Raw genomic sequence first — 26,339 nt, 5'->3', positions numbered from 1 at the left:
TCGCGGAGACGACCTCATACGCTGCCCGGTGTGCAGGTACGCAAGCTTGAGATCGCCGGAGCCGTCGAGTTCATCCCCTCCGTCTTCCCCGACCACCGCGGGCTGTTCGTGGCACCGTTCCAGGAGGACGCGTTCGTGGAGGCGGTGGGGCGACCATTCCGGCTCGCCCAGACCAACCACAGCGTGTCCCGGCGAGGCACCGTTCGCGGCGTGCACTTCTCGGCCGTGCCACCGGGCCAGGCCAAGTACGTCTACTGCCCCCGGGGGGCGCTGCTCGACATCGTCGTCGACATTCGCGTGGGTTCCCCGACCTTCGGCCGGTGGGAGGCGGTCCGCCTGGACTCGCTCGACTTCCACGCGCTCTACCTCGCCGAGGGTCTCGGTCACGCGCTCGTCGCGCTCGAGGATGACACCCTCCTGACCTACCTCTGCTCGACCGGGTACCGGCCGGCCTCCGAGCACGGCATCAACCCGCTGGACCCCGAGCTCGGACTTCCACTGCCCCAGCACGACGGACTGGTCCTGTCCGACAAGGACCGGAGCGCACCGACGTTGCGGGAGGCCCAGGAGGCTGGCCTGCTGCCCCGGTACGAGGACTGCCTCGCCTGGTACGGGAGGCCGGCCGACCCGGGCGGGGCCTGACGCGCTCGACCCCGCCCCGGGGCACGGCGTCGAGCGGTGGATCGACCCGGCCACGAGTAGGGTCCGGCACGTCGACGCGGTACCCCGGCCACCAGCAGGAGGACCCATGCCCCCGCCTCCACCCGACCCGGTCGGGAAGCCCACGACGGCGCGCCGGTCGAGCCTTCTCCCGCAGGGCGCCGCCGGCCGCGGGGCCACGAGTTCGCCGAACACGGGGCGGGGCCCCTCCCGGGATCTCCCGGTCCGGACGGGTGGCCTCCCGCGTTCGGGGAGGCCGACGTGAGCCCGGCGGGTCCCGGGACCGGCGCACCCGCCGACCAGCCTGGGGATCGGCGTCCCCTGGTGTTCCTCGTCCGCCACGGGCAGACGCCCTGGTCCCTCGCTGGTCGTCACACCGGGCGCACCGACGTCCCCCTGACACCGGTGGGCGAGGAACAGGCGGTGCGGGCCGGCGAGGTGCTGCGCGGGGTGCTCCCGACCGGCCCCCCACCGCTGGTCCTCGTCAGCCCTCGGCAGCGCGCCCGCAGGACGGCGGAACTCGCCGGGCTCGACCACACCGAGGTCAGTGAGGACCTCCGCGAGATCGACTACGGGGACTACGAGGGCAGGACGACCGCCGACATCCGCCGCGAGCTCCCCGGGTGGTCGATCTGGACCCATCCCGCTCCCCACGGGGAAACCGCGGCCCAGGTCACGTCCCGCGCAGACCGCGTCCTGCACCGGGTCCGGGACGCCCTCCCGCACCGGGACGTCGTCCTCGTCGGCCACGGCCATCTCAGCCGGGTGATGATCGCCCGCTGGCTCGGCCTCCCGTTCTCCACCGCCGCGCACTTCTCGATGCTGACCGGGGGCGCGGCGGTGCTGGGGGTGGACAGGGGGACGCCGCAGCTCCAGGCGCTGAACCTGGGATCCTGGGGCCGGTAGGTAGGCCCCGTCGAGGAAGGCGTCCCCACGATCATGCCCGATTCCCGCGTTCGCCGCGTCGAACCCCGTGACGTCACCCGAGTGGTGGAGCTGGCGCACCAGTTGGCCGCGCACGAGGAGGCGGCGCACGAGTGCCACCTGACGGCCGACGCCCTGCGGACCGCGTTGTTCGGTCCCGAACCCGCCCTGTTCGGCCACGTCGCCGAGGTGGGTGGTGAGGTGGTGGGCTTCGCCCTGTGGTTCCTGAACTTCTCCACGTGGCGGGGCACGCACGGCATCTACCTGGAGGACCTGTTCGTCGCCCAGGACCGGCGGGGGGAGGGTCTCGGGCGGGCGTTGCTGGCCGCGCTGGCGGAGCTGTGCGTCGAGCGCGGTTACGCCCGTCTGGAGTGGTCGGTGCTGAACTGGTTGGAGCCGACGATCGCCTTCTACCGTTCACTGGGCGCCGTGCCGATGGACGAGTGGACCGTGTTCCGCCTGACCGGGAGCCCGCTGGCCGCGTTGGGTTCGGCCGATCCGGTGGGAGCCGGGAAGCCGGGAACCGAAGCCCCGCTCCCGACCGGTTCTGGCTGAACGCGTTCGACCCGGGGCCTGGCACCGCCGCGGCCCACCGTGGGGCGGGCGGGGCGACGCGTACGACGTCAGACCCGGTCGTGGCGCCCGCGCCGCACCGGTTCGACGAGCGGACGCGTCGCCCGTCGGAGACGTCGGCGGGTCCCCGACCGCCGTGCGATCCCCCTCGGCCCCGGGTGGTTCAGAGCGCGCGACGCATGATGTGCGCGCCGACGAGGCCGAGACGGGGGTGGCGGAAGGCGTCGGGGACGGTCGCGAGCACCTCGAAGCCGAGCGACTTCCACAGCCGGACCGCGTGGGTGTTGGTCTCGACGACCGCGTTGAACTGCATCGCGAGGTAGCCGGCCTGGGCCGCCTCCGCGAGGACGAACTCGGCGAGACGTCGTCCGAGCCCGCGACCGGCCTGGTCAGGGTCGACCATGAAGGAGGCGTTGGCCACGTGGTCGCCTCCGGCCGGTTGGTTCGGTTTGAGCAGGGCCGTGGCGAGGAGCCCGCCGTCCTCCTCGAGCACGAACACCTTCGCCGGCGGGGGGAGCATCCAGTAGCTCGCCGCCTCGTCCTGGCCGACGTCGGGCAGCATGTAGGTCTCGCCCTCGGCCACGATCCGGTGCCAGATCGGCCAGATGTTGGGCCAGTCGGCGGAGTTCGCCTCTCGGAAACGCATCAGAGGTCCTTCCGGCGTCCGTGATCGGGTTCGACGGTCGGGTCGACGAGGTCAGGAGTTCTCGGGACGATCGTCCCCCGGCCCGGCCCCGGCGGGGAGAGGCTCTCCGGCCCGCCGTGCCAGCTCCTCCTCGGTCAGGTTGACCGACCAGAGGCGGGCCCTGATGGTGCACAGCGCGACGAAGGTCGCCACGCAGACGGCGCCGAGGGCGACGCCGGCGAGCCGCTGTTCGGAGGGGCCGAAGGCGTACCAGGCGACCGCGAACAGCAGGATCTGCACGAACAGCGCCGGTGTCCTGGCCCACGGCTTACCGCGCAGCAGCCCGGCGGCGATGGCGAGCACGCCGACGCTGAGCAGGCTGAAGTAGGCGACGTGGCCGAACCCGCTCCCGCCGGTCTCCTGCCCGACGCCGCCGATCTCCCTGGTGAGGAAGACCGCGACGAAGCCGAGACCCCCGAGCCCCTGGAGGGCGACGAGAAGTCCGGCGAGTCGGACGGACCGCGGCGGCGACTCGGAGCGCACGGGGACACCTCACGGGATGGGGGGCGGGAGTTCCGAACGCCGATGATAACCCCGACCAGCTCGAGGTCGACGTGGCGCGGCCGCCCGTGACGCGCGGGACGCGTGGCGATCACGGGGCGCGCTGGGGATCGCCCGGCCAGGCGACGCGCGATCACGCGACGGGCTGGCCTACCCTGCGATGCGTGCGCGCGCTCCTCGTGGTCAACCCGCAGGCCACCTCCACGACGTCCGGGGTTCGGGACGTGCTCGCGCACGCACTGGCGAGCACCGTCCGGCTGGAGGTCGCCGAGACGGACTACCGGGGGCACGCCGCGGACGCCGCCGCGAGGGCCATGGATGACGGCGTGGATCTAGTCGTGGCCCTCGGCGGTGACGGCACGGTGAACGAGGTGGTCAACGGTCTGTTGCGCCGGGGTGTTCGGGACGACGTCCCCGCGCTGGGCGTGGTTCCCGGTGGCATGGGCAACGTGTTCGCCCGTGCGCTGGGCATGCCCAGGGATCCGGTGGAGGCGACGCACCAGCTGCTCACCGCGATCGAGGAGGGGCGGTCCCGACGGGTGGGCCTCGGCCGGGCCAACGGCAGGTGGTTCACGTTCAACGCGGGGGTGGGCTGGGACGCCGACGTGATCGCCGGCGTCGAGCGCCTGCGCGCGCGGGGCCGCGAGGCGAGTGCCGCCCGTTACGTGCGCATCGCCGTGGCGAACTACTTCCGGCTCGTCGGTCGCCGCCCCCTGTTGACCGCGACGCTCCCCGGTCGGGAACCGGTCACCGGTCTCCACCTGGCGTTCGTGTCGAACACCGACCCCTGGACCTACCTCGGTCGCCGGCCGCTGCACGTGAACCCCGGGGCGTCCTTCGACGGCGGCCTGGGAGTCTTCGGTCTTCGTTCCACCGCGCTGCCGACCGTGCTCCGACACCTCGGGCAGGTGGTCAGTTCGTCGCGGGAACCCAAGGGACGCGCGGTGTTGCGGGTGGACGACGTGCCCTCGGTCGTGGTGCGCTGCGCGAGGCCGACGGGGCTCCAGGTCGACGGCGACTTCCTCGGTCACCACACCACAATCGAGTTCTCCGCAACACGAAACGCCCTACAGGTAGTAGTCTGATTCCCGGGCAATCACAACGGGCGCGAGTGTCATACCGCCATAGGGTGTGGTTCGGCCAGCGAGCTCCCCGACTTGGCCGCACCCGTAGCTACTCAGCGTGATCAAATTTGATCTTACAGGTGAGCTGCCTCACCTGATTGGATCTAACCCCTTGACATTGCGCCAGTTCGTGAAAGCATTCACAAGGCAAGGCACGTGAAAGCCTTCACAAGCACCCGCCACACTTACCCCCGAACAACGACCGGCGCGTTGCATCGCGCCTAGCGAGGAGCACGTAACAATGGACTGGCGCCACCGCGCGGCCTGCCGTGACGAGGACCCTGAGCTGTTCTTCCCCGTGGGCAACAGCGGTCCCGCCCTCCTGCAGATCGCCGAGGCGAAGGCCGTCTGCCGACGGTGCCCGGTGTCCTCCGAGTGCCTGACCTGGGCTTTGGAGAGCGGGCAGGACGCAGGCGTCTGGGGCGGAATGAGCGAGGACGAGCGACGCGCGCTGAAGCGGCGCAATGCCCGGACCCGCGCACGGAGCAACGCCTGAGCCGCGCGAACCCTCTGATCACGCCGAGAGCCCCCGAGCTCTCGGCGTTTTCATGTTCGGGGCATTTCCCTTCCTCCGAACCCGTCATGCGCGACGGGAATCGAGACGATTCCGAGTGCCCGACAAACGTCGGACCGAACATCGGAGCGACGTCCCACCCCGGCGCGCCGCCCGTTCCCCCAGTAGCGGGATGTCACCCCGGACAGCGGAATGATCTCCGCCATCCGGAGGAGCCCCGGCCATCAACGGCGGCGCTTGAGCGGAACACGCAGGACCGCCTGCGTCCCCACCGGCTCACCTCGTCGCAGGCTCAGCGACCCCTGGAGCTCGGAGTCCACCAACGTGCGCACGATCTGGAGTCCGAGCCCGTCGGCGCGTTCGAGGGAGAAGCCGGCCGGTAGTCCCCTGCCGTTGTCGTTGACCAGCACGTCCAACCACTTCGCCGACCGGCTCGCCGACAACGAGACGTCGCCGCGCTGCCCACGGCTGAACGCGTGCTCGATCGCGTTCTGCACCAGCTCGGTCAGCACCATCACCAACGGGGTCGCCAGTTCGGCCGGGACGACGCCGAACCGGCCGTCCCGGCGGACCGCCACCCGGCTCTCCGCGGCCGCGACGTCGCTCATCATCGGGATGACCCGGTCGATCACGTCGTCGAGATCAACCCTCTCGTCCACCGACATCGACAGGGTTTCGTGCACCAACGCGATCGACGTCACACGGCGCATCGACTCCTGGAGCGCCTGCCGCGCCTCCGGCGTGGACATCCTCCTCGACTGGAGGCGCAGCAGGGCGGCGACGGTCTGGAGGTTGTTCTTCACCCGGTGGTGGATCTCACGGATCGTGGCGTCCTTCGACATCAGGGCCCGATCCCGCCGCTTCAGGTCGGTCACGTCACGCACCAGCACCAGCGCTCCCGCCGCCTGCCCTCGGGGCCGCAGCGGCAACGCGCGGAAGAGCACGGTGGCACCTCGGGCCTCCGCCTCCATCCGCATGCTCGGCTGGCCGTCAACGGCCAGCCTGATGCGCTGGGCGACCTCCGTCGCGTCGAAGGGATCGGAGATCAACGCCCGGGTCAGCGGCGCGAGCTGGGTGCCCAGGAGGTCGGCCGCGTGTCCCATCCGGTGGTAGGCCGACAGGGCGTTCGGGCTCGCGAACACCGCCGATCCGGTGGCGTCGAGCCTGATCAGACCGTCGCCGACCCGGGGACTGGTGTGCACGTCGGGGGCCGGCTCGCTCGTGGGGAAACTCCCGTCGGCCACCATCTGGCACAGGTCCGAGGCACTGCCCAGGTAGGAGATCTCCAACGGGCTCGGGACCCTCGGCATCGCCAGGTTCGTGTCCCGGCTCAACACGGCGACCACCCGGTTGCCGTACCGGACCGGGATCGTCTCCCGGCGCACGGGCACCCCGAGGTGCCATTTCGGCTCCTCCTCCCGGCAGATGCGCCCGTCGAGGACGGCTCGCCGGAGCTGGGGGTGCTCGACGGAGGTGACGACGCCGCCCACGAGGTCCTCGGGGTGCGCCGTCGGCGCCGTGGTGGGCCGGGCCTGCGCCACGCACAGGAACCGGCCGTCGTCGACCTCGCCGTCGGCGTTCTCCACCGGGGTCCACAGCAGGAAGTCCGCGAAGGAGAGGTCGGACAGCAGCTGCCACTCCGCCACCACCATCTGCAGGTGGTCCACGACTCCGTCCGACAGGGTCGTGTGTTCGGCGAGCAGGTCACTGAGCGTGGACAAGGCCACCACCCCGTCCGAGGAAGAAGGTTCCGGTCACGGTCGTCCCGTCACTCGACGACGGCGATCAGGTCGCCCTCCTGGACCACGTCTCCCTCGGCGACCGCCAACCGGGAGAGGGTCCCCGCGATCTCCGTGAGCACCGGGATCTCCATCTTCATCGACTCGAGGAGCACGAGGGTGTCCCCGTCGTCGACCGCCTGCCCCTCGGTGGCCAGCACCTGGAGCACGTTTCCCACGATCTCGGCCCGAATCTCCTCGGCCATACCGTCCCGCCTTCGCTCGGAGGTCCCCTCCGACCATCCAACCACGCCCCTGGCCACGCCACGCTCGGCCCGGACCGCCCGCCTCGGGCGTTGGGACCGGGTTACCCACCTCGGCCCTCCCGCACCCCCACCCACCGGTGCGGGGTCGGCTCCCGCTCCGCCAGGTCGGCGCGGCGGCCCGCGTGCCCCCACACCGCCCGGGCCGCGGTTCGGCCGGCCGGGGATCACCGCGGGCCAACCCCCGGCCGGCCCATCCGGGGCCAGGTGTCAGACTGACGGGTAGACCTGCGCCCGGCTCCGCCTGGCGGTACCGGTCGCTCCTCCACCACGGCGAGGCGTGTGGAGGCCCCACGAAGGAGGAACGCATGGGAAAGCGTGCGCGCAAGAAGCGTGACCGGAAGAAGAACAAGGCCAACCACGGCAAGCGGCCCAACTCCTGAGGCCGACGACGGGGGCCCGGAGCGCGTGCTCCGGGCCCCCGTCGCCGTTCGACATGCCGTCCGGGCCGGTCAGGCCTCCTCGTCCACCCGCTGGTTGGTGAGGGTGACCTCCACGGTTCGGGCCCCGCCCGCCGCGGGCTCCACCGTCACCTCCGCCTGTGCGAGCACCGTCTCCCTGATGGAGGCGCGCAGCCGCTCCTTGAAGTCGGCCGAGGCCTGCTCATTACCGCACTTGCGGGCCAACAGCTCCTTCAGGTGTTCCTCGATCCCGAAGTGCTCGAGGCAACGCCCGCACTCGTCCAGGTGCCGTTGCAGCACCTCCCGGCGCTTCTCGTCGCACTCGTGGTCGAGGTACAGCCACAGCTCACCCAGGACCTCGTGACACGGGGTCGTCGCGTCGCCACAACTCACGAGCCAGTCACCTCCCGCTGCCCCGAACGGAGAAATCCACGGTCCCTCGCCACGTCCGTGAGCAGCTCGCGCAGCTGTGCCCGGCCTCGGTGGAGTCGGGACATCACTGTTCCGATCGGTGTTCCCATGATCTCCGCGATCTCCTTGTAGGAGAAGCCCTCGACATCCGCGAGGTAGACGGCCATCCGGAAGTCCTCGGCGAGCTCCTGCAACGCCGCCTTGACCGCGGTGTCCGGCAACCGGTCCAGCGCCTCCACCTCGGCGGAGCGCAGCCCCTGCGAGGTGTGGCTCTCGGCCTGGGCCAGCTGCCAGTCCGCGATCTCGTCGGTCGGCTGTTGCTGGGGCTGCCGCTGCTTCTTGCGGTAGCCGTTGATGTAGGTGTTGGTCAGGATGCGGTACAACCACGCCTTCAGGTTCGTGCCGGAGGCGAACGACTCGAAGGCGGCGTAGGCCTTGAGGAAGGTCTCCTGGACGAGGTCCTCGGCGTCGGCGGCGTTCCTGGTCATCCGCAGGGCCGCGCCGTAGAGCTGGTCGAGCAGCGGCATGGCGTCCCGTTCGAACCGCGCCGCCCGTTCGGCGGCGCTCTCCGCCGGCTGGTCCCCACCCTGCGAGGACGTGCCCTCACCAGCGGGGCGTCCGGCTTCGGACCTTCCGGTCACCGGCCTCCTTCCCCGCCGCGCGGACAGCCCGGCGGTCACCCTCGACGTGGGCCGACCACGCTGGCCGGCGACCGCCGCCAACCCTACGTCGTCGTGCCCGCTTTCGCGCGTTACGACATCTGTGACCACGTCGCGCACAACGCGTCCCACGCCGCTCGCATTCCCGGGGTGCCCGCGGTCACCCGGTCCTCCCTTCGGCCGGCCCGCCTATCCTTCCGGCATGGCGGGACACGGGACACCGGCGACCACGCTGGTGAGCAGGCGGGGCGTGCCGCACACCCTCCACGGCTACGACCACGACCCCAGGCACGAGTCCTACGGCCTGGAAGCGGCCGAGGCCTTGGGGGTCGCGCCCGAGCGGGTGTTCAAGACGTTGGTGGCGGACTCGGCGGGGACCCTGCTGGTGGGGGTCATCCCGGTGACCAGGCAGCTGGACCTCAAGGCGCTCGCGGCCGCCGTGGGGGTGAAGAGGGCACGGCTGGCCGAGGTGGTCGACGCCGAGCGGGCCACCGGGTACGTCGCCGGTGGCATCTCGCCGCTCGGGCAGCGCAAGCGCCTTCCGCTGGTGCTGGACGCCTCCGCCGAACGGTTCGAGACCATCTTCTGCAGCGGTGGCCGCCGCGGCCTGGAGATCGAACTCGCCCCGGCGGACCTGGTGAGGCTGACCAACGGCACCGTCGCCGCGCTCTGCGCCTGACGGGCACCCGTCCCCGTGCCGGGGGCGCGGGCGAGCTCAGGCGGTCGAGTCCGAGAGGTCGAGGGGGCGGAGCACCCGGTCGAGCCACTCGTGGACCGCCCGGTACACCAGGTCCTGCTCCCCCCGCAACGAATGGTTGCCCGCCACCAGGACCACCTGCCGGTGCGGAGCCGGTTCGGGACGGCCGAAGGGGTCACTCGCGCCCTGGACCACCAGCACCGGGACGTCGACCCCGTCCAGTTCCGCCAGCCGGTGCTTCTCCGGCTTCCCGGGGGGATGCACCGGGAAGGCCAGGCACAACACCGCCTCCGCGCCCCCCGCACCCGCCGTGCGGCAGGCCACGCGCGCCCCCGACGAGCGCCCACCGAACAACAGCGGCAGCTCCGGGAAGCGGTCGCTCGCCAGCGCGGAGGCGACGGCCAGCCAGGCGGCGTCCAGCTGCCGGGCCGGAGCGGGCGCCCGACGACCGGCCACCCGGTAGGGCTGTTCGACCGCCGCCACGTGCACCCCCGCGTCCACCGCCGCTCGCGTGGCCGTGACCAGGTCAGGGCTGTCGGTACCGCCCCCCGCACCGTGGCCGAGCAGCAGGACGCCCCGGTCCTGGGCCGCGCCGTGCACCTCGACCCGGGCGGTGCCGACCGGCGTCTCCACCTCCATGGCCGGCACGGAGGTCAGGCCTCGAACAGGGTAGGAGCCGGCGACGGTGGCTCGCGGTCCTCCAGCTCGACCGGATCCACCAGGTGCGGACCGTTGTTGCGCATGCTGTTGACCTCCTTGGACACCGGGTACATCGTCAACTCGTCCAGCGGAACGACGGCCGGGTCGTCGAGCAGGTGACGGACTTCCTCCGCCCCGGGGTCGAGCCATTCCTCCCAGTGCTCCCGACCGAGCACCAGGGGCATCCGGTGGTGCACCCGGGCGAACTCGCCCTGGGCCTCGGTGGTCACCACCGCGCAGCTCACCACCGGTGCGGTGTTCTCCTTGGGCTGGTCCTTGGGCCACCAGGTGGAGAAGACCGCCGCCATCGCCAGTGGGCGCCCGTCCCGCCGAACGCTGAGGAACGGCTGCTTCCCGGACTCGTTGGGCTGCCACTCGTACCACCCGGTGGCGGGGACGAGGCACCGGCGGCGGCGCACCGCCTGCCGGTAGGCGGGTTTCTCGGTGATGGTCTCCGCACGGGCGTTGATCATGGGCGGTCCGCTGGTCAGATCCGGTGCCCACGGGGGGACGAGCCCCCAGCGCACGGCCCGCACCGAACGCACCGGCGCGGGCCTGCGGTCCTCGGAGTCCGCCCCGACGGGGAACCGCTCGACGATGATCGGGATGAGGCGGGTGGGCGTCACGTTGTGATCCGGTCCCACGGCTCCCTCCGCACCGTCCACCGCGTCGAACTCGGCGGCCAGTCGCGCCGGATCCAGGCTGATCGCGTACCTACCGCACATCGGCGATTCGTCTCCCCGCGTCGCTGTCCCGGCGACGGGAGGGGCCGCGCCGCCCCGGTGTCGCCGGTGGGTCCGGGGATCATCCTTGCCGAAGGAGTGCCGAGGTGTCCAAGTCGGGGGTCACGCTGGTCCAGTCGAAGCGCCTGGTGAGCCGGGGGCCGTGGTGTTGGGCTCGGTTGACCTCGCGGGACACCGGCCGCACCTCGATGGCGGTCAGCTCCGCCGCCGGCGGGGGGACCATCAGGTCGGAGACGGTGTCCACGTCAGCGGTCGTGTCCAGCCACCGATCCCAGGCCGAGGGTGGCAGCAGCAGGGGCATCCGCTCGCCGATGGCGGCGAGGGGTCCGACCGCGGGTGTGGTCAGCACCGCGCAGGTGTCCAGTCGGCGGGTGGATCCCGGCTCCGGATCGCTCCACGAGGACCAGATGCCCGCGATCGCCAGCGCCGACCCGTCATAACGCGTGGAGTAGAAGGGGTACTTCCGGCCCGGCCCCCGCACCCACTCGTACCAGCCGTCGGCCGGGAGCAGGCAGCGGCGGGCGGCGGCGGCGTCGCGGAACGCCGGCTTGTCCGCCACCGTCTCGACACGCGCGGCGAACATCCTGGAACCGATGGCCGGGTCCTTCGCCCAGCGTGGCACCAGCCCCCACGTCATCACCCGGACGATGCGTCCCGCCCGGTGGCCCCCCACCGACCGATTCCACTCGTTCGGGTGATCTCCGGTGATGACTAACACCGGGTGGGTCGGTTGGATGTTGTAGTCGGGACCGGGCGCGTCGCCCCCGGTGACGTCCACCGCGTCGAACTCCCGCGCCAACTGGGCCGGCTTCCGCGTCGAGGCATACCTTCCGCACACGCTGTTCCCCTTTCGTCGTTCCCACCACGGGTCGGAACGACGTCGAAGCACCCCCTCCGCGTCCAACGGTACGCAGGGCTCTCGTGCTCGCAGGGCCAATGACCAGGGTCAATGGCGGTTCGTGTCGCAACTTCATGGCACTGCGTGACGGAGGCTTCCCTGAACGAGTGAAGGCGGGTGCCTCCACCTCCAGGTCAGCTCACCCCCTTCCGGTGACGTCCCCTCCCCTGCCCGGGCACCGGTCCGGCGGAACTCCGCCCGGCGAGGCCTCACCGGTGCCGGTCGAGGTCGGGGAAGGGGTGGTGCGGGATTATCGGGTCATGGCAGAACTGTGGCCCGCGCCGAGCGCGGCAGGACCCGTCGGTGCGACCGTCTCGGTTCCCGGCTCGAAGTCGTTGACCAACCGCGCACTGCTGCTGGCCGCCCTCGCGGAGGGGGTCTCGGTGCTGCGGAACCCGCTGCGGAGCCGGGACACCACCCTGATGGCGGACGCGTTGCGGTCGCTGGGCATCGGTGTGCGCGACCTCGACGACGGGGACTGGGAGGTCACCGGGGGTCCGCTGCACGGAGGCGCGCGCATCGACTGCGGCCTCGCGGGGACGGTGATGCGCTTCGTCCCCGCTGCCGCGGTCCTCGCCGACGGTCCCGTCCACTTCGACGGCGACCCGGGGGCCCGGGTCCGCCCGATGACGACCGTGCTGACGGCGCTGCGCGACCTCGGCGCCGAGGTGGCGGGCGACCGGTTGCCCTTCACCCTGAACGCCACCGGTCACCTGCCGGGCGGTGAGGTCACCATCGACGCCTCCGCCTCCTCCCAGTTCGTCTCGGGACTGCTCCTCGCCGGTGCCCGCTACGACCGCGGGGTCACGATCCGCCACGCGGGCCCCCCGGTGCCGTCGATGCCCCACGTCGTGATGACCGTGGCCGCGCTGCGCGAGGCTGGCGTGACCGTGGACGACGGGACGCCGGACGTGTGGCGGGTGGAGCCCGGTCCGATCGGGGCGCGGACGTGGGAGATCGAACCCGACCTCTCCAACGCCACCCCGTTCCTCGCCGCCGGCGCGGTCACCGGTGGCCGCGTGACCGTCGCCCACTGGCCGTCCGCGACCCACCAGCCGGGTGACGTGTTCCGGGGGCTGTTGGCCGAGATGGGCGCCGAGGTCGTCCTGGACGACCGGGGAGTCACGGTGACCGGACCGGACCGCCTCGTCGGCATCGACGCCGACCTGCACGAGGTCGGGGAACTGACCCCGACCGTCGCGGCCGTGGCGGCCCTGGCGGACACCCCTTCCCGGATCCGGGGAGTCGCGCACCTCCGAGGCCACGAGACCGACCGGCTCGCCGCGCTGGTGAGCGAGATCAACGGGCTCGGGGGGCGCGCCAGGGAGACCGAGGACGGGTTGGTGATCGAACCGGCGCCCCTGCACGGCGGGCGGTGGCGCTCCTACGCCGACCACCGCATGGCCACCGCGGGCGCCGTGATCGGCCTCCGGGTGCCCGGGGTCTCCGTGGAGGACATCGGCACGACGAGCAAGACGATCCCCGACTTCCCCGGCATGTGGGCGGCCATGCTCGGCGGGGGAGCCGGCGTCTCCGACGCCGAGCGGACGGAGGGTGTGGTCGGGTGAGCCGCCGCAGCTGGCGGGAGCTCGACGAGTCCGACGTCCGGGTACGTCCGAACCGGCGCGGGTCGCGGCCGCGCAGCAAGCGGCGGCCCGACCACGCCGACGCGGTGGCGGCGCTGGTCGTCGGTGTGGACCGGGGCCGGTGGACCTGCGCGCTGGACGCTGATCCGGACCAGCTCGTCACGGCGATGCGCGCCAGGGAACTGGGACGCACGCCGGTGGTGGTGGGGGACCGCGTCAGCCTGGTCGGCGACACCAGCGGAGCCGCCGACACGCTGGCCAGGATCGTCCGGGTCTCCGACCGGGAAAGCGTGCTGCGGCGGACCGCGGACGACACCGATCCCTACGAACGGGTCGTGGTGGCCAACGCGCACCAGCTCGTCATCGTCACCGCCCTCGCCGACCCACCGCCCCGGCTCGGGTTCATCGACCGTTGCCTCGTCGCCGCCTACGCGGGCGGGCTCGAACCGGTGCTGTGCCTGACCAAGTCGGACCTTGCCTCCCCGGACTCCATCCTGTCCGGCTACGAGGGCCTCGACCTGCCCGTCGTGGTCACCCGCCACGACACCGAGCCGGCGGAGCTGCGGTCGAGGCTGGCCGGCCGGGTCTCCGCCCTGGTGGGGCACTCCGGGGTGGGGAAGTCGACACTGGTGAACCACCTGGTGCCCAGCGCCCGCCGGGCGACGGGCGAGGTCAGCTCGGTGGGGAAGGGGCGGCACACCTCGACCTCGGCGGTGGCGCTGCCGCTCGAAGGCGGCGGCTGGGTCGTCGACACCCCCGGGATCAGGTCCTTCGGTCTCGCCCACATCAGCGCGGACGACGTCGTCTCGGCGTTCCCCGGCCTGGCCGAGGCGGCGGAGGAGTGCCCCCCGCACTGCGGCCACCTCGGCGCCCCCGAGGACCCCGGCTGCCACCTCGACCGGCACGTCGAGGAGGGGGACGGCTCCCAGGGCAGGCTCGACTCACTCCGCCGATTGCTGCTCTCCCGCGCTGGCCAGGACACGGAAGGGTGAGTTGCGGCCGACGCACGTACTCCGCGTGATGAAACATGTTTGGATCTTCACCCAAGTGGGAAAACCACCAACGTAATCGTGTGACGGTGGGAACCCGTTGCCCTCGCGGTACGTCCATCTCGGAAGACTCGGGCGACGAAGAGCACTCGGGTGGAGTGAGAGGAAGAGATTCTCAGTGCGCAAGACGACGATCGCCGCCTTCGCCGTCGCCCTGGCCGGGGTGGCCGCAGGTTGCGGGAACGCGGAGGACACCGCGGAGGACACCACTCCCGGCTCGTCCCAGGAGGCGGAGGGCGGCGACGCCGAGGGCTCCGGTGAGCACGGCGACGCCGGGGAACTCATGACCCGGATGAACGAGGCCATGATGGCCGAGGGAACCGTCACCCTCTCCTACGAGGGCGAGGCCGCCGGCGCGAGCATCAGCGGCGAGGGGGTCATGGAGTACCAGGACGGCGGAGCCGTCGACAGCTCCACGAGCATGGACGTCCCCGACTCCCCCAGCCCCGTGCGGTCCGTGCAGGTGGGCCAGATCATGTACCTCAACCTGGGGCAGGAGTTCGAGCCCGGCAAGAGCTGGTTGAAGATCGACCCGAACGAGGAGGCCGCGGGCGCCGGGGCGATGTTCCAGATGCTCGGCCAGCAGGCGGCGGCCTCGGGCAACCCGATGGCGATGTTGCAGGAGGCCGAGGACGCCCTTTCCATCGTGGACAGCGCGGAGGAGGAGGTCAACGGCCAGCAGGCCACCCGCTACACCGTCAGCCTCGACGTGGCCAGGGCCGGCGAGCTCGTGCAGGACGAGATGCAGGCGCAGGCCATGCAGATGCTCGCGCAGCAGGGTGTCGACACCATCGAGCAGCAGATCTGGCTGAACGACGCCGACCTGCCGGTCCAGGTCGTCCTCGACCAGGAGATCCCCGGCGCCGAGGACCAGGCGACCACCACGATCGTCACCTACTCGGGTTGGGGCGAGCCGGTGGACATCACCGTCCCGGCCGAGGAGGAGACGGTGAGCGCGAACGACCTGGAGGTGCCCTCCGGCGCCCCGACCGGCTGACGCCGGAACCGGGAGACCGCGTCTCGCGCCCCGGGACGGCGGTTCCGCCGCCGCGACCACATGCCGAACGCCCGGCCGGATCATCCGGCCGGGCGTTCGACCGTTCCCACCCGCTCCCGATCCCGCCTCGGGCCTCGGGCGGCCCTCACCCTCGTCGAGCCTCCGCCACCTCGCTCGCCGGCGGTGGCTCGAGGGCCACCCGCTCCTCCCCCCACCGGGAGAAGACCGCCTCGGTCACGTGCTCGGCGCCGTCAGCCGTGACGGCGCGGACCTCGGCTCTGGTCGGCAGGCCCTCGACGTCCACCCAGAGGTCGACGACGACGCGGGGCACCCCGTGATCGGTCAGCGCCCGGTAGTGGGCGCGGTCCGCCTCGTCGCGCGCGGCCGCCACCGCCGAGGCCGGGTCGACCTCCACCGTGTACCGCAGCACGGGGTCGTCGCCGTCCTCCGCCACCACCGCCACGAGGTCACCACCGGGTGGCAGCACACCGACGGGCGAGACCGCGCGCCGCACCAGCTCGGCGGTGGTCGCCAGGCCCTCGTACTGCCCGCCAGGGCCGAGCGCCAGCCAGGGTGGGCGGTGCGGATCCCTGGCGATCTCCGCCGTCTCGACGAACACCCCGTCCCCGACGGCGAGGAACCGGTCCTGGCTGCTTCCTGTCTCGGTACCCCCCAGGACGAAGCAGTCGACCCCGGGTTCCCGATCCGCGTAGACCACCAGGCAGTCGCCGCTCAGCGGCGGCACATCCGCGCTGCGGCCGACCGTGACGCCCACCCGCGCGCTGCCGGCCTCCTCGACGGCGGCCACCGTCGCTTCGACGAGCTCCGACAGCGAGTGGTGTCGACCCGGTTCGGACCGGCCGGCGCACGCGGCGACCGCCAGGACGAGCAGGGCTGGTCCGACCACCCGGGCGATCCGGCTCACGGCGTCCTCCAGGGTCCTCACCAGCGCTGGGGCCGGCCACCAACGATCCCGCTGGCCGTCCCAGGCTAGGTCTCCACCCGGGGGGACGCCCCCTCCCGTCACTCGACGGTGGGGCGGACGGGCTCAGCCCATGTGCGGGTACCGGTGGTCGGTGGGAGGCACGAAGGTCTCCTTGACCGAGCGCGGGCTGGTCCACCTGACCAGGTTGAAGACGGAACCCGCCTTGTCGTTCGTCCCCGAGGACCGGGACCCGCCGAAGGGCTGCTGGCTGACCACCGAACCGGTGGGCTTGTCGTTGACGTAGAAGTTGCCGGCGGTGAACCGCAGTCGCCGGTGCGCCTGCTCCACCGCCGAGCGGTCGGTGGCGAAGACGGCGCCCGTGAGGGCGTAGGGGCTGGCCTCGTCGACGAGGTCCAGCACGCGCGAGTAGTCACCGTCCTCGTAGACGTGGACCGCGAGGATCGGGCCGAAGTACTCGGTGGCGAACACCTCGTGCCCCGGGTCGGTCCCGACCAGGACCGTGGGCTCGACGAAGTAGCCGACCGAGTCGTCGGTCCCACCTCCCACGAGGACGTCGACCGAGGGATCGTCGGCCACCCGGTCGAACAGCGCCCGGTGCTTGGCGAACGCGCGGGCGTCGATCACCGCCCCACCGAAGTTCGAGAAGTCGCTGATGTCGCCGTAGCGGATCGTCCTCGTCACGTCCGCCAGCTCCTCCCGGAGACCCGACTCCCACAACGACCGGGGCAGGTAGGCGCGGGACACCGCGGAACACTTCTGCCCCTGGTACTCGAACGCACCCCGGACGAGGGCCGTCACCAGGGCGGCTGGGTCAGCGGAGGAGTGCGCGACCACGAAGTCCTTGCCGCCGGTCTCGCCGACGATGCGCGGGTACGCGCGGTAGGTGTCCAGGTGCTCGCCGATCGTCCGCCAGAGCATGCGGAACGTACCGGTCGATCCGGTGAAGTGCAGGCCCCCGAGACCCGGGTCGGTGAGCGCGACCTCGCTGACCGCCTCCCCGCGCCCCGTCACCAGGTTGATCACGCCCGGGGGCAGGCCGGCCGCCTCCAACACCCGCATCGTGAAGTGCGCGGCGAGCTGCTGGGTGGGCGTGGGCTTCCAGACCACCGTGTTGCCCATCAGGGCGGGCGCCGTCGGCAGGTTGCCCGCGATCGCGGTGAAGTTGAACGGCGTGATCGCCGTCACGAACCCGTCCAGGGGACGGTACTCGAGCCGGTTCCACACCCCGGGTGTCGACCTCGGTTGTTCGGCCAGGATGCGTCGGCCGTAGTGCGCGTTGAACCGGAGGAAGTCGATCAACTCGCAGGCCGCGTCGATCTCGGCCTGCTGGACCGACTTGGACTGCCCGAGCATCGTCGCGCCGTTGATGGTGTCCCGCCAGGGGCCGGCCAGCAGGTCCGCCGCACGCAGGAACACCGCGGCACGCTCGTCGTAGGAGGTCTCCGCCCAGGCGCCCGACGCGTCCTTGGCCGCGCGGACCGCCTCCGCCACGTCCTCCCGGGTCGCCTCGGCGCTCACCCCCAGGACCTGGGAGTGGTCGTGCGGCCGCACCACGTCGAAGGACTTCCCCCCAGCCAGGCGCTGGACCCCGCCGATGGTCTGCGTGAGCTCGTGGCGGGTGCCGCCCAGCTCAGCCAGTCTCCGCCGCAGGCTCTCCCGCTCCTCGGTGCCGGGAGCGTAGCTGCGGACCGGCTCGTTGTAGGGGGTTGGTGGTGACGTCACGGCGTCCATCGGGTGACTCGCCTCCTCGCCTGGTGGCGCACCGGCTGCTGGGGCGCGGGCGCTGTCCCGGCCGCCGGCCGGTTCTGCTCGATCCCTGCCTCCATGGTGGCACGGAGACCGCCTCGTGACCGTCGGTCCGGCGACGGCACGTCGGGGTGCGGAGGACGTCAGCGGAGCGACCGACGGCTTCGTGAACGACGTGGTGAACCCGGCGCGGCATGCCGGGAGCCGCCCCTCGACGGCGCCAGGAGGCGGGGGGCGGGTGACGGACGGAGGACGCGCGCGGGACGCCGGCGCCCCTGGCGGCGGCGGGTGAACCGCCCTGCCTCAGGGCTCCATCAGCTCCAGCAGGAAGGGCAGCTCCTGCGGGGCGTACCAGGCGAGTTCGTGGTCCTCCGCCTCGCCGATCTGGAACTCCGCGTCGTCGTCACCCAGGTCGGCGGCGTCGACCACCTCGGCGGCGGTGCGCACCGCGTCCTCGGCGGCGGGGTCGTCGAGGTGCACGGCGGCCACCTCGGCGGAGGTCACCGGCCCGGCCAGTCGGACGACCGCGGCGTCCAGGTCCGGCCGCAGCCGGACGTCCTCGACGTCAGCCGCCACCACCCCGCGACGAGCCGGGGTCTTCTGGTCCTCGGCCCACTCCGCCGCGAGCAACCGCAGCGAGGCGCGGGCCGCCTCCAGCATCGCGGCGTACTCGAGTTCGTCCGTGGAACCCGAGGCGTAGGACTCCCGGAGCATCGGGGTCAGAGCGAACGCCGTCCCGCTGATCGCCCGTAGCTCACCGGTGTCGACCAGGCTCCGCAACATCGTCACCGTGACCGGAACGTAGACCCTCACGCAGCACCCACCGTCCCGACCAGTTCCTCGACCGACTCGTTGATCATCCCAGCCAGCACATCCACGTCGAACATGGCGTCCCGGTCGCCGTTGAGACCGTAGTAGACACCGCCATCGTAGGACGTCACTCCCACCGACAGCGCCTGGTTCTTCGCGAGCGGCACCACGGGGAACATCTCCCGCATTCTCGCCCCTCCCGCGTACAGCGGCACCTGGGGCCCCGGGACGTTCGTCACCATGACGTTGAACAGGCGTTGGGAGAAGGAGTTCGCCGCCCGGGCCCCGAGCGCGTGCAGCGTCGGCGGGGCGAACCCCGACAACCGGACCAGCGCGTTCGCCGCGACCGACTGCCCCGACTCCTGGTGGGCCCGCATCTCGTGGCTGACCTGGTGCAGCCGCACCAGCGGGCTGCTCTCACCGACGGGCAGGTTCACCAGGTAGGCGGACACCTGTCCCGCCCCCGGGTCCTGGTGCCACGCCCCCTCGGTCACCCGCCCGGACGCCTCCGCTGCCACCGTCCGAACCGAGAGCGGCACCATCGCCCGCACCGTCGTCGACGCGGAGACCGCCTCCCCCCTCGACAGCAACCAGTTGCGGAGCGCGCCGGCCACCACTGCGAGCACCACGTCGTTGACGGTGCCACCGTGCCGCTGCCGCACGCTGCGGTAGTCGGTCAACGAGGTACGCGCGACGGCGTACCGGCGCTGGCTGGAGATCGCGACGTTGAGCGGGCCCGCCGGCGGGGGACGCACCGCCGTCCGCAACGCGGAGGCGACGCCGGTGACCGCGCCCACCAGCTTCCGCGCGGTGGCGGCGAGGTCGAGCGCGGCCAGGCGGGCGTTCTCCACCGCCTCACCCGGCTGGCGGACCGCCTCCCACGCCGCGTCGAGGACGAGCTGGGAACCCGAGGGTTGCGGCTCCGGCATCCACAGCTCCGGGTCCTGCTGGGGAGGACGACGGCTCGACCGGAGGAGGACCTGGCCGATGTCCACCCCGGCGACCCCGTCGACGACCGCGTTGTGCGTCTTGGTGATGACCGCGACCCGGTTGCGGCTCAGCCCCTCCACCAGGTAGATCTCCCACAGCGGGCGGGAGTGGTCCAGCGGCCGGGACATCAGCCTCGCCACGAGCTCGTTCAGCTGCTCCTCACTGCCGGGTCTGGGCAGGGCGGACCGCCGGACGTGGTACCCGATGTCGAAGTCCGGGTCGTCGACCCACACCGGCCTGGCCAACCTGCCGGGGACCGCCACCACCTTCTGCCGGTACCGGGGCACCAACGCGAGCCGCTGCTCGATCAGGGAGACCAACCAGTCGTACTCGGCCGAGGGCGTCGCCGCCTCCCCCGCCCCGGCGGAGCGGGATGACCGGCGCGGCAGCTGGAGCAGCAGCACCGTGCCCACGTGCATCGGAGTGGTGGCGTCGTCCAGGTACAGGAAGGACGCGTCCAGGGCCGAGAGACGATCGGGCATGCCTCGATCCTGGCACAGCGGCCGGTGGCGCGACGGTCCCTCCGGGTCTCCGGCCCGCCGCCGGACGAGCCGCCCGGGTGGCCCCGTCCGCCCTGGCGATCGGCCGGGACGCGGCTCCCGGTGGGCCTGCTCCTCCCCCGGTGCCGGGGGCTTGCGATGCTGACGCCATGCAGACCCCCATCTCCCCGAAGGACCGCTTCGTCACGGTGTACGGCCGCAAGCCGGTGCTGGAGGCGTTGGCGGACCCCGAGCTCACCGTGGACAAGGTCGTGCTGGCGACCAACGCGAGCGGCGACTCCGCCGGTGAGATCCTGCGGGCGGCCAAGCGTCGTGGGGTGACCGTGCAGCGCGCCACCGCGCAACGGGTGAAGGTGCTCGCCGGGAACGGCCGCCACGACCAGGGGGTTCTCGCGGACGTCGTCGCGCGCCGGATGCGTCCGCTGTCCCTGGCGCTCTCGGAGGGCCCGGCGCCGAGGACGGTGCTGGTGTTGGACGGCATCACCACACCGGCCAACGTCGGCATGATCCTGCGCACCGCGACCGCGGCGGGCGTGGAGGGCATCGTGGTGCCCCGGCGGGGCGTGGCGGCGATCGACCCGATGGTGGTGAAGGCATCGGCTGGCGTCGCGTTCCACGCCCCGGTGCTCCGGTGCGCCACCGCGGCCGGTGCCGTCGAGGAGCTGGCGGCCGAGGGCTACCAGGTCGTGGGCATGCAGGCGAGCGCCCACCGGTCCCTGTTCGACCTGACCCTCCCCGACGAGCGGGTGGCCTTCGTGCTCGGTGGCGAGACGGAGGGGATCTCGGTCGACGTGCACCGCCAGGTGACCAGGTGGACCCGCATCCCGCTCGGCGGCGGCGTCGAGTCGCTCAACGTGGCGAGCGCCGCGGCGGTGCTCTGCTTCGAGCTGGTGCGCCGGGGCCTGACCCACGACGGGTGACGGACGCCGAGGGCGAGGCGAGCGCCGGGGAGTTCGGGACGGCTCACCGTTCCGGGAACAGCGCGTCCAGTTCCTCGAGGGTGGCGGCCACGGTGTCGTGCCGCACCCCGACCATGCCGACGGCGACGGCACCACGCACGTTGCGGGGGAGGTCGTCGACGAAGACGCACCGGGAGGGGGCGAGACCGAGTCGAGCGGCGGTCAGGCGGTACACGCGCGGGTCCGGCTTCCCCATCCCGACCTCGCCGGACACCACCACGGCGTCGAAGTCGGCGCGCCAGCCGGCATCGGGCGGGTACCCCTGGGCGTTGGACAGCACGGCCGTCCGCACGCCTCGGCGGCGCAACAGCCGCACCGCGCCCAGCAGCGGGGGCTCCTCGGACGCCGGAACCCCGCCGAGGTCGGTCAACACCCCGCCGACATCCATGACCAGGCCGACCAACGAATCCGACGACACGCGGCCCAGGGTAGTGCGCCAAGGTGGGACGACCGCCGTCCGTCGTCCGGGTTGGCCGTGCCCGAGGTCAGGTGGGTGGCCAGCGCCCGCGTCCGGCGCTCGGTACGGGGAGAACGCTCCCCACCGTCGCGTCCGCACGTCGCACGGTGGACCGGGACCACTTGATCAGGTGAAAATCCCGGCCGGGTGACCGCAGGCGTGGTGCTCGGGGATCAGCCAGGTGTCCCGTGTCCCGGAACCTGGGAGATCCCGTGGAACGTTCGTTCGCCGCCGGCACGTCACTGCTGGTCCCGCCGAGCCCGGGCCTCGTCCGCGACGAGGCTGAGCGGCTGCTGGCCGATGTCCTGCCCGCCCTGCGCCTCCGCCCGCTGCCGGAGTTCGAACCGCCGCTGCGCCCGCTTCCGCCACCGCCCCAGCAAGGCACCCCGGTCGACGAACCGGCGTGGCACCGGAGCGGCCTGGCGGCACTGGCCGCCCAGGGACCGGTGCTCCTGCCCGGTGGTACCCGCGCCGGGGAACGGCTCGCGTACCGGGTGGCGCGGCCCGCCCTGACCGTCATCGTCGAGGTGTTCGCCCGCCGCAGGCCGGCGAGCCAGCTGCGGGCGGTGCTGGCCCCAGCCCTGGTCCGCGAGCTCCGCCCCGGCGGTCCCGGAGCGCCACCGGCGGCCCCCTACCGGCTGTGCTCGCTGCGCGCCCAGACCGTCCTCGACGCGCGGGGCGAGTGGTCCGGGGTGGAGGCCAGCGGTCTGGTGGCCCTGGGTGATCGCCGGCAGGCACTGGTCGCCCGCTTCGTCAGGGTGGGGCGGACATGGCGGTGCGCCGTGTTCGACCTCGTCGGTCGGACACGGCGCACCGGTCACGTCGTGGACGGGGGCCGGCGGTGACGCCGTTGGCCGGGTCAGCCGCGCCGGTCGCGCTTCGACTGGGCCCGCGCGGCCGCCCGGCGGTCCTTCCGGTTACCGCTCTGGCTCCGGCCGGCCTGGTTCCCGCCGGTGTTCGCGGTGCCACCCGAGCGGCCGCCGCCTCGACCACCCTGGTTGGCGGGGGCGCCGGCCTCGTCCGGTCCCGAGTAGTTCAGCTGCTGACGCCCCGGGCCGTCCAGCCCCTTGCCTCGCAGTGCCGCGGGCACGGGCGCCTGCTCCGCCGCCGGCGGCGGGGGTGCCGCTGGCCGACGGCCGCCGTTGCCGTTGGTCCTCGCCTGGCCGGGGGTGGCGGCCGGGTCCGCGCTGCCGGCACCCGAGCTGACGGTCACCGCGACCTTGTCCTCGCCCTCGCCGGCGGCGCGTTTGCGGTCCTTGTCCTCCGGCGGCTCGACCTGGATGTTGAACAGGAAACCGACCGATTCCTCCTTCAACGCGTCCAACATCGCGTTGAACATGTCGAAGCCCTCGCGCTGGTACTCGATCGCGGGGTCCCGCTGCGCCATCGCCCGCAGGCCGATGCCCTCCTTGAGGTAGTCCATCTCGTAGAGGTGCTCGCGCCACTTGCGGTCCAGGACGGAGAGGAGGACCCGCCGCTCCAGTTCACGCATGGCGTTCTCGTCGCCGACCAGCTCGTTGATCTCCGCCTCACGCCGCTCGTAGGCGCGTTCGGCGTCCGCCAGCACCGCGTCGAGCAGACCCTGCTTCGTCAGCCCCTTGCCGTCCTGCTCCAGCAGTTCCTTCCAGTCGATGCCGACCGGGTAGAGCGTGCGCAGCGCGGTCCACAGCTGCTCGAGATCCCAGTCCTCCGGGTAGCCGTCGTCGGCGGCGCCCTCCACGTAGGCCGTGCAGACGTCCCGCATCATGTGGTGGATCTGCTCGCGCAGGTCCTCACCCTCGAGCACCCGGCGGCGCTCGGCGTAGATGACGGTCCGCTGCTTGTTCATCACCTCGTCGTACTTGAGGACGTTCTTCCGGATCTCGAAGTTCTGCTGCTCGACCTGGGTCTGGGCGCTGCGGATCGCCCTGGTCACCATCTTGTGCTCGATCGGGACGTCGTCGGGCACCCGCAGCCTGGTCATCACCATCTCGACCATGCTGGCGTTGAAGCGCCGCATCAGCTCATCGCCCAGGGAGAGGTAGAACCGCGTCTCACCCGGGTCGCCCTGCCGCCCGGCCCGACCGCGCAGCTGGTTGTCGATGCGCCGCGACTCGTGGCGCTCGGTGCCCAGCACGTAGAGACCGCCGGCCTCCCTGACCAGCTCCGCCTCCGCCTCGGCCTCGGCCTTCGCCTTGTCGAGCTCCGCGTCCCAGGCGGCCTCGTACTCCTCCCGGGTCTCCACCGGGTCCAGGCCCCGGTCGCGGAGTTCCTTGTCCGCGATGAAGTCGGGGTTGCCACCCAGCACGATGTCGGTTCCCCGGCCCGCCATGTTGGTGGCCACCGTGACCGCGCCCCGCACACCGGCGAGGGCGATGATGGCGGCCTCCCGCTCGTGGTGCTTGGCGTTGAGGACCTCGTGCTTGACACCCTTCTTGGTGAGGATCTTGGAGAGGTGTTCGGAGCGCTCGACGCTCGTCGTCCCGACCAGCACCGGCTGCCCCTCGCGGTGCCGCTCCTCGATGTCCTCGGCGACGGCCTCGAACTTCGCCACCTCGGTCTTGTAGACCAGGTCCGGCTGGTCCTTCCGCTGCATCGTGCGGTTCGTCGGGATGGTGACGACACCCAGCTTGTAGATCTGGTGCAGCTCGGCCGCCTCGGTCTGCGCCGTACCGGTCATCCCGGACAGCTTGTCGTAGAGGCGGAAGTAGTTCTGCAGCGTGATGGTGGCCAGCGTCTGGTTCTCGGCCTTGATCGGGACCCGCTCCTTGGCCTCGATGGCCTGGTGCATCCCCTCGTTGTACCGGCGCCCCGCGAGCACCCGGCCGGTGAACTCGTCGACGATCATCACGTCGTCGCCGCGCACGATGTAGTCCTTGTTCTTGTTGAACAGCTCCTTGGCCTTCAACGCGTTGTTCAGGTAGCCCACGAGCGGGGTGTTCGCCGCCTCGTAGAGGTTCTCGATACCGAGCTGGTCCTCGACCAGCTCCACACCGGCCTCGGTCACACCGATGGTGCGCTTGCGCTCGTCGACCTCGTAGTGCTTCTCCCGCTCCATCAGCGGCGCGATCCGCGCGAACTCCTGGTACCAGCGGGAGGACTGGTCGGCCGGGCCGGAGATGATCAGCGGGGTCCTGGCCTCGTCGATGAGGATGGAGTCCACCTCGTCGACCACGGCGAAGTTGTGGCCGCGCTGCACGCAGTCCCGCAGGTTCCACGCCATGTTGTCGCGCAGGTAGTCGAAACCGAACTCGTTGTTGGTGCCGTAGGTGATGTCCGCCCGGTAGGCCTCCCGTCGCTGCTCGGGGGTCATCTGGGCGACGATGACGCTGACCTCCAGGCCCAGGAAGCGGTGGACCCGGCCCATCCACTCCGAGTCACGTTTGGCCAGGTAGTCGTTGGTGGTGACGACGTGAACGCCCTCACCGGAGATCGCGTTCAGGTAGGCGGGCAACGACGAGGTGAGCGTCTTGCCCTCACCGGTGCGCATCTCGGCGACCTGCCCGAGGTGCAGGGCGGCGCCACCCATGAGCTGCACATCGAAGTGACGCTGGCCCAGCGTGCGCTTGGCGGCCTCCCGCACGACGGCGAAGGCCTCTGGCAGCAGCTCGTCGAGACTCTCGCCATCGGCGTGACGGCTGCGGAACTCGTCGGTCTTCGCCCGCAGCTGATCGTCGGTCAGCGGGGCGATCTCCTCCTCGAGCGAGTTCACGTGCGCCGCGATGTTGCGCAGGCGCTTGAGAGTCTTGCCCTCGCCGGCGCGGAGCAGTCGGGACAGGACCATTCGGTCGACCTCACTAGCTGATCGTCACGCGCCCGCCACAGGCGCTTTGCCGCCATACTAGGCGCGGATTGGGAGTGCGATACGTCCGTGCGGGGCAAGCATGACCGGCGGGAGCGCCCCGGAGTCGGTGCCACGCGGACGCGCCCACCGGGAACACCGACCTCACCGCCCCCACTCGCGGGGCGGTCCCCGACCCGATCCTGTCGGGCGGGGACCACTCGCACGGTCGCACTCTCAGTATGGCCCGTGCCGCGAACCGTCACTCACGGCAGTCAGACCAGACTGATCACACCGTAGTCGAAACCCCGACGCCGGTACACGACGCTGGGACGGCCGCTGTCGGCGTCGGAGAAGAGGTAGAAATCGTGGCCGACCAGTTCCATCTGGTAGAGGGCCTGGTCAACGGTCATCGGCTCGGCCGGGTGCTCCTTGGTGCGCACGATCCGGCCGGGTTCGTCGGAACTCCACTGGGAGGGGATCTCGCTCACGTTTTCGGCCTGAGCCACCTGGCGCTCGGTCGTGTCCAGCACGGTCGTCCTCCCTGTCTGCCCGCGATCAGCGTTCCCGGCGCCTCCGCCGGCCGACGGCATCCCGACGAGGCTCGGCCACTCGGCGGAACCGGCGGCGGTCCCGGCCATCGTCTCCGCGATGGACTTCGCCTTGCGCCTGCCGTCCTTCCGCCGGTCGTGGATGCGGCGCAGCCGGTTCTCCAGCTTGTTCACCGCCACGTCCAACGCCGCGTAGAAGTCCTGGGCACAGGCCTCGGCGCGGACCACGGGTCCGCGTCCCTTGCCGGTGATCTCGACGCGCTGGCAGTTCTTCGCCTGCCGCGGATTGGGTTCGTGGAACAACTCGACGTCGAAGCGGATGACTTTGCGGTCATAACGTTCGAGTCGGCCCAGCTTCTCCGCCACGTGCACCCGGTAGTGCTGCGGGATCTCGACGTTACGACCCTTGACCACGATGTCCATAAACGACCTCCCTCGCGCGATCTGCGAGCGATGCG

The 26,339-nt window shown here is 71.8% G+C and carries 28 protein-coding genes; 12 read left to right on the top strand and 16 right to left on the bottom strand.

Annotation, left to right across the window (positions count from 1 at the left end):
• Nucleotides 1-30 precede the first annotated feature (30 nt).
• The 3 genes from C1701_RS14905 (at nt 31) to C1701_RS14895 (ending at nt 2,139) form a co-directional block, all read left to right on the top strand.
• Complete coding sequence (locus tag C1701_RS14905) at nt 31-642, top strand: dTDP-4-dehydrorhamnose 3,5-epimerase family protein (RefSeq protein ID WP_026419274.1); 612 nt, start codon at nt 31-33, stop codon at nt 640-642.
• Between the two features lie 339 nt (nt 643-981).
• The gene (locus C1701_RS14900) at nt 982-1,566 is read left to right on the top strand and encodes a histidine phosphatase family protein (RefSeq protein WP_026419275.1); all 585 of its coding nucleotides are present in this window, start codon (nt 982-984) and stop codon (nt 1,564-1,566) included.
• A gap of 33 nt (nt 1,567-1,599) precedes the next feature.
• Entirely contained in the window at nt 1,600-2,139 is a 540-nt protein-coding gene (locus C1701_RS14895) for a GNAT family N-acetyltransferase (RefSeq protein WP_030105020.1), read from the top strand.
• 181 nt (nt 2,140-2,320) lie between these two features.
• Here C1701_RS14895 and C1701_RS14890 read toward each other — a convergent pair whose 3' ends face one another.
• Nucleotides 2,321-2,803 carry a GNAT family N-acetyltransferase gene (locus C1701_RS14890; protein WP_026419277.1) on the bottom strand — a complete coding sequence of 161 codons (483 nt, stop codon included), beginning with the start codon at nt 2,801-2,803 and terminating at the stop codon, nt 2,321-2,323.
• 51 nt (nt 2,804-2,854) lie between these two features.
• Nucleotides 2,855-3,325: a hypothetical protein gene (locus C1701_RS14885; protein ID WP_026419278.1), complete on the bottom strand. Its 471-nt coding sequence runs from the start codon at nt 3,323-3,325 to the stop codon at nt 2,855-2,857.
• Nucleotides 3,326-3,507: 182 nt separating this feature from the next.
• Here C1701_RS14885 and C1701_RS14880 point away from each other — a divergent pair, with 182 nt between their 5' ends.
• Both C1701_RS14880 and C1701_RS14875 read left to right on the top strand, forming a co-directional pair.
• Nucleotides 3,508-4,428 (top strand): diacylglycerol/lipid kinase family protein, encoded by a 921-nt coding sequence (locus tag C1701_RS14880; protein WP_026419279.1) that lies wholly within the window; start codon nt 3,508-3,510, stop codon nt 4,426-4,428.
• Between the two features lie 280 nt (nt 4,429-4,708).
• Complete coding sequence (locus tag C1701_RS14875) at nt 4,709-4,963, top strand: WhiB family transcriptional regulator (RefSeq protein WP_016698240.1); 255 nt, start codon at nt 4,709-4,711, stop codon at nt 4,961-4,963.
• Between the two features lie 242 nt (nt 4,964-5,205).
• Here C1701_RS14875 and C1701_RS14870 read toward each other — a convergent pair whose 3' ends face one another.
• Both C1701_RS14870 and C1701_RS14865 read right to left on the bottom strand, forming a co-directional pair.
• The gene (locus C1701_RS14870; RefSeq protein WP_026419280.1) at nt 5,206-6,702 is read right to left on the bottom strand and encodes a sensor histidine kinase; all 1,497 of its coding nucleotides are present in this window, start codon (nt 6,700-6,702) and stop codon (nt 5,206-5,208) included.
• 47 nt (nt 6,703-6,749) lie between these two features.
• Nucleotides 6,750-6,965, bottom strand: a complete 216-nt coding sequence (locus C1701_RS14865; protein ID WP_026419281.1) for a biotin/lipoyl-binding carrier protein — start codon at nt 6,963-6,965, stop codon at nt 6,750-6,752.
• Between the two features lie 365 nt (nt 6,966-7,330).
• Between C1701_RS14865 and C1701_RS28140 the strand changes: the two genes are divergently transcribed.
• On the top strand, nt 7,331-7,405 hold the full coding sequence (locus C1701_RS28140) for a 50S ribosomal protein bL37 (protein WP_372493020.1): 75 nt from the start codon (nt 7,331-7,333) through the stop codon (nt 7,403-7,405).
• A 69-nt stretch (nt 7,406-7,474) separates the two neighbouring features.
• Here the strand turns inward: C1701_RS28140 and rsrA are convergent, their stop codons facing one another.
• Together rsrA and C1701_RS14855 are read right to left on the bottom strand one after the other, a co-directional pair.
• Nucleotides 7,475-7,816: a mycothiol system anti-sigma-R factor gene (gene rsrA / locus C1701_RS14860; RefSeq protein ID WP_026419282.1), complete on the bottom strand. Its 342-nt coding sequence runs from the start codon at nt 7,814-7,816 to the stop codon at nt 7,475-7,477.
• Nucleotides 7,813-8,475, bottom strand: coding sequence for a sigma-70 family RNA polymerase sigma factor (locus C1701_RS14855; protein ID WP_026419283.1), 663 nt, complete (start codon nt 8,473-8,475; stop codon nt 7,813-7,815). The genes rsrA and C1701_RS14855 overlap by 4 nt, the downstream gene beginning before the upstream one ends.
• 220 nt (nt 8,476-8,695) lie before the next feature.
• Here C1701_RS14855 and ybaK point away from each other — a divergent pair, with 220 nt between their 5' ends.
• Entirely contained in the window at nt 8,696-9,172 is a 477-nt protein-coding gene (gene ybaK, locus C1701_RS14850; protein ID WP_026419284.1) for a Cys-tRNA(Pro) deacylase, read from the top strand.
• A gap of 36 nt (nt 9,173-9,208) precedes the next feature.
• Here the strand turns inward: ybaK and C1701_RS14845 are convergent, their stop codons facing one another.
• From C1701_RS14845 to C1701_RS14835, 3 genes are all read right to left on the bottom strand, one after another.
• Nucleotides 9,209-9,829 (bottom strand): alpha/beta hydrolase family protein, encoded by a 621-nt coding sequence (locus C1701_RS14845; RefSeq protein ID WP_026419285.1) that lies wholly within the window; start codon nt 9,827-9,829, stop codon nt 9,209-9,211.
• Nucleotides 9,830-9,843: 14 nt separating this feature from the next.
• Nucleotides 9,844-10,614 (bottom strand): SOS response-associated peptidase, encoded by a 771-nt coding sequence (locus C1701_RS14840; protein WP_030105015.1) that lies wholly within the window; start codon nt 10,612-10,614, stop codon nt 9,844-9,846.
• Nucleotides 10,615-10,693: 79 nt separating this feature from the next.
• A complete protein-coding gene (locus C1701_RS14835; protein ID WP_026419287.1) occupies nt 10,694-11,470 on the bottom strand; it encodes an SOS response-associated peptidase in 777 nt (258 codons plus the stop codon).
• A 320-nt stretch (nt 11,471-11,790) separates the two neighbouring features.
• Here C1701_RS14835 and aroA point away from each other — a divergent pair, with 320 nt between their 5' ends.
• From aroA to C1701_RS14820, 3 genes are all read left to right on the top strand, one after another.
• Entirely contained in the window at nt 11,791-13,098 is a 1,308-nt protein-coding gene (gene aroA, locus C1701_RS14830; RefSeq protein ID WP_103057054.1) for a 3-phosphoshikimate 1-carboxyvinyltransferase, read from the top strand.
• Entirely contained in the window at nt 13,095-14,108 is a 1,014-nt protein-coding gene (gene rsgA / locus C1701_RS14825) for a ribosome small subunit-dependent GTPase A (protein WP_026419288.1), read from the top strand. The genes aroA and rsgA overlap by 4 nt, the downstream gene beginning before the upstream one ends.
• A 175-nt stretch (nt 14,109-14,283) precedes the next feature.
• Nucleotides 14,284-15,162, top strand: coding sequence for a hypothetical protein (locus tag C1701_RS14820; RefSeq protein ID WP_026419289.1), 879 nt, complete (start codon nt 14,284-14,286; stop codon nt 15,160-15,162).
• A 145-nt stretch (nt 15,163-15,307) separates the two neighbouring features.
• Here the strand turns inward: C1701_RS14820 and C1701_RS14815 are convergent, their stop codons facing one another.
• The 4 genes from C1701_RS14815 to C1701_RS14800 all read right to left on the bottom strand — a co-directional run bounded on the left by C1701_RS14815 (nt 15,308) and on the right by C1701_RS14800 (nt 20,136).
• Complete coding sequence (locus tag C1701_RS14815) at nt 15,308-16,087, bottom strand: hypothetical protein (protein ID WP_155886186.1); 780 nt, start codon at nt 16,085-16,087, stop codon at nt 15,308-15,310.
• Between the two features lie 123 nt (nt 16,088-16,210).
• Nucleotides 16,211-17,839, bottom strand: a complete 1,629-nt coding sequence (gene pruA, locus C1701_RS14810; protein ID WP_026419291.1) for an L-glutamate gamma-semialdehyde dehydrogenase — start codon at nt 17,837-17,839, stop codon at nt 16,211-16,213.
• A 318-nt stretch (nt 17,840-18,157) separates the two neighbouring features.
• Nucleotides 18,158-18,667: a DUF6912 family protein gene (locus C1701_RS14805; protein WP_026419292.1), complete on the bottom strand. Its 510-nt coding sequence runs from the start codon at nt 18,665-18,667 to the stop codon at nt 18,158-18,160.
• A complete protein-coding gene (locus tag C1701_RS14800; RefSeq protein WP_026419293.1) occupies nt 18,664-20,136 on the bottom strand; it encodes a WS/DGAT/MGAT family O-acyltransferase in 1,473 nt (490 codons plus the stop codon). Before C1701_RS14800 ends, C1701_RS14805 begins: the two co-directional genes overlap by 4 nt.
• Nucleotides 20,137-20,303: 167 nt before the next feature.
• On the opposite strand from C1701_RS14800, the gene C1701_RS14795 reads away from it, so the two are divergent.
• Nucleotides 20,304-21,074: a TrmH family RNA methyltransferase gene (locus C1701_RS14795; protein WP_030105011.1), complete on the top strand. Its 771-nt coding sequence runs from the start codon at nt 20,304-20,306 to the stop codon at nt 21,072-21,074.
• Nucleotides 21,075-21,117: 43 nt separating this feature from the next.
• Here C1701_RS14795 and C1701_RS14790 read toward each other — a convergent pair whose 3' ends face one another.
• Complete coding sequence (locus tag C1701_RS14790; RefSeq protein ID WP_103057053.1) at nt 21,118-21,501, bottom strand: HAD-IA family hydrolase; 384 nt, start codon at nt 21,499-21,501, stop codon at nt 21,118-21,120.
• 281 nt (nt 21,502-21,782) lie between these two features.
• Here C1701_RS14790 and C1701_RS14785 point away from each other — a divergent pair, with 281 nt between their 5' ends.
• Nucleotides 21,783-22,415, top strand: a complete 633-nt coding sequence (locus C1701_RS14785) for an Rv3235 family protein (protein ID WP_337661682.1) — start codon at nt 21,783-21,785, stop codon at nt 22,413-22,415.
• A 14-nt stretch (nt 22,416-22,429) separates the two neighbouring features.
• Here the strand turns inward: C1701_RS14785 and secA are convergent, their stop codons facing one another.
• A complete protein-coding gene (secA, locus tag C1701_RS14780; protein ID WP_026419296.1) occupies nt 22,430-25,333 on the bottom strand; it encodes a preprotein translocase subunit SecA in 2,904 nt (967 codons plus the stop codon).
• A 272-nt stretch (nt 25,334-25,605) separates the two neighbouring features.
• Nucleotides 25,606-26,304, bottom strand: a complete 699-nt coding sequence (gene hpf, locus C1701_RS14775) for a ribosome hibernation-promoting factor, HPF/YfiA family (RefSeq protein WP_103056040.1) — start codon at nt 26,302-26,304, stop codon at nt 25,606-25,608.
• Nucleotides 26,305-26,339: the final 35 nt, after the last annotated feature.

It is taken from the genome of Actinoalloteichus sp. AHMU CJ021 (assembly GCF_002895405.1).
GTDB classification, from domain to species: domain Bacteria; phylum Actinomycetota; class Actinomycetes; order Mycobacteriales; family Pseudonocardiaceae; genus Actinoalloteichus_B; species Actinoalloteichus_B caeruleus.
The sequence above is the reverse complement of the archived record's forward strand: the minus strand, read 5'-3'. Positions and strand labels throughout refer to the sequence as shown.